Raw genomic sequence first — 1,819 nt, forward strand, 5'->3', positions numbered from 1 at the left:
GACGACGCTGCGACGTTCTGTTCGCCATGATGCGCGACGGGACTTTTTATACCCCGCAGGGGTCATAACATGCTTGACAACTTAATAGGGGCCCCCCCACAAAAAGGCAAACAGATCCGAAGCGGGATAATCTTTTTGGGGAGAATTGTTCCAGTTAGCAATATATCCCGACAGGGGGTTATACACCTTAGGGTTCATTTCAAAAGGCAATAGCCCTTTCCAGTCCCATTTTCCCGTACCAGGAACGGGTAATCGCGGATCATGGCCTGATTGACGATCTGGATAAGCACCAGTATGAACATAACCAATATTGCCGTTTACATCAGCATAGTACCAGTTGATGGTCAGTGCTTGTTTCGCTACTCCTGCCAATTTTTGGCCTTCATCTGATGAGTCCAGGCCAGCAAAGACGCCACCTCTTTACCATCCCATGCGCGGGATTTAGCGTAAGCCGTTTGTGTCGTCTGGTCAGTTTGGAGAATGTTGCCATGCACCGTACGCCAGACAGTAAAGGTCTCTGCCTGACCATTTTTCACCGTAATGGTTTCCTCACGGCTTAACATTTTCACCCACTTACAATTATATAAGTAGTAGCCTGGTTTCTCTGCCGACAGCCGTTCAGCAAAAATATCGACATCATCGCCGAAACCTGCCGTTGATCCCCAGGAAATCACACCATTATGACCAAAAACCAGCCCAGGATAGGCAAATGGTGTATTGCCAGTGACATCATAACCAGCACCGTGCAGACCAATACCATAAGTATACGCAGGCGCATACCAGCCAAACTGCGGACCATTTACCATGATTGCTTTCGCATCCTGGGCTTTGCTTTTGCCGATCACCCACATATTGCTGGTCGTTGGATACCCCGCCAGACCATTGGCACCACCCTGTGCAAATTGTGCAGCAATAGTTTCCCGGTTCTTCCCTGCTGTTAACGCCAGCAGTGCGCCATCCGCCCCTTTTGCTGGTCGGTCAAGCATTGGTGCAGGTAAATCGTAGCGTGGCAACAGAGCTGCTGTTTGCGAGTTTTGCTGATTAAATTTAAGTGGGTAGCTACTCTCTTGTACGGCAATAGTGGTTGGCGCTGATGGGTTTACCAGCCATTTCAACTGATTAAATACCGCCATGCCTTGTGATACACCATATTTATCTTTTAAAGCCGTTAGCAGTGCCAGATTATCAATTTCGCTAGTGCTATCAGAGAAGCGGTTTGCCATGGTGCCCACAAATATCATCGCGACATCAAACGGTTCCCAGCGCTTAGGAGTAAAGCCAAATGTATTAAACTGTTTTGGTAAGAGCGTCTCTGGATTGGTATTTACCTTATCAATCCAGGCATTCATTCCATCAGCGTAGCCTTGCAGAATGGACATATCCTCTGGGGAAAGGGCATCAATTTGCGCCCGGATAGCATCCGGCCAGTAGTTACGACGGATATCTTTATCAAATTTCACAAAATCTTTGCCAAGCACTTCCGCGACAGTCCCTTGAGTACTGCGACGTGCCATTTCCATCTGAAAAAGGCGATCTTGTGCTACTACATAGCCATAGCCATAAAATAGGTGCCATGTATCATTGGCATAAATATGCGGCATGCCGTATTCATCGCGAACAATCTTTATCTCACTTGACGACTGCTCAGCCAGTGCAGGTAAGCTCCAATAATACATCAGGGAAGCAGTAACACAGTTCACGATCATACGATTTCTATTTTTCTGGATTTGCCCCTATATTTCCAGACATCTGTTATCACTTAACCCATTACAAGCCCGCTGCCGCAGATATTCCCGTGGCGAGCGATAACCCAGCGCAC

Annotated in this window: 1 protein-coding gene and 1 pseudogene; one reads left to right on the forward strand and one right to left on the reverse strand. The window is 47.6% G+C overall.

Annotation, left to right across the window (positions count from 1 at the left end; translation table 11 throughout):
* Positions 1 to 68 (forward strand): hypothetical protein (locus tag BHE85_RS27545; RefSeq protein ID WP_241551019.1); only part of this gene is annotated, 68 nt, incomplete at its 5' end.
* Between the two features lie 22 nt (positions 69 to 90).
* Here the strand turns inward: BHE85_RS27545 and BHE85_RS14560 are convergent.
* Positions 91 to 1,706: pseudogene (locus tag BHE85_RS14560) on the reverse strand (penicillin acylase family protein); the annotation flags it as partial.
* Positions 1,707 to 1,819: the final 113 nt, after the last annotated feature.

Source organism: Shigella sp. FC1567, assembly GCF_001743015.1.
Classification (GTDB): domain Bacteria; phylum Pseudomonadota; class Gammaproteobacteria; order Enterobacterales; family Enterobacteriaceae; genus Escherichia; species Escherichia coli.